Annotated in this window: 1 protein-coding gene; it reads right to left on the bottom strand. The window is 30.1% G+C overall.

Translation table 11 applies throughout. The annotated features are described in order from the left end of the window. Positions 1-167: 167 nt before the first annotated feature. Positions 168-694 (bottom strand): transposase (locus K0778_RS26710; protein WP_153520362.1); only part of this gene is annotated, 527 nt, incomplete at its 5' end.

Raw genomic sequence — 694 nt, 5'->3', positions numbered from 1 at the left:
ATTCCAAGAAAAATACGAAAGTTTCTATAACTCAGATAAACTTGATGATATTTTAGATCAAGGTAGAGATAAAGCACACAAAGTTTCATTTAAAACTGTCAAGAAAATGGAAAAAGCGATGGGTTTAGGACGTAAGAGATAAAATAAGAGGCTGGGACATTAAGTTCTTAGGCAATGTAAAAAAGCTGATTTCTATTAATTATTTGATAGAAATCAGCTTTTTTTAAATGTATTTGATAATATACAGCTCGTTGAGCTACTATTTTCCTTATATTAAGTGCCATTAATACAAAACCTAGCTCTCGTTTAACTTTATTTATTCCTCGAACTGACATTCGAGTGAAACCCAAAATAGCCTTCATAAATCCAAAAACAGGCTCTACATCAATTTTTCTTTGACTATAGATTTTTTTCGTTTCTGGTTCAGAAAGCTTTTGATTAATTTGGGCTTTAAAGTATTCCCAATTATAATTCTTCATGATTTTCTTATTGGATTTCGAATTTGGCTTCATGCATTGTTGCCTCAAAGAACATGCTGAACAGTCATCGCATTCATATAGCTTGAAGTCACGTTTAAAACCATATCTATCATTACGGTATGCATATCTTTTAAAACCTATTCTTTTGTTATTAGGACATATAAATTCATCATTAAGTTCGTCATATTTCCAATTTTGAGTGTTAAAAATGGAAT

It is taken from the genome of Escherichia sp. XD33 (genome assembly GCF_019375075.1).
Taxonomy (GTDB): Bacteria; Pseudomonadota; Gammaproteobacteria; order Enterobacterales; family Enterobacteriaceae; genus Enterobacter; species Enterobacter flexneri_A.
This window is presented reverse-complemented; position numbering and strand designations above follow the sequence as displayed.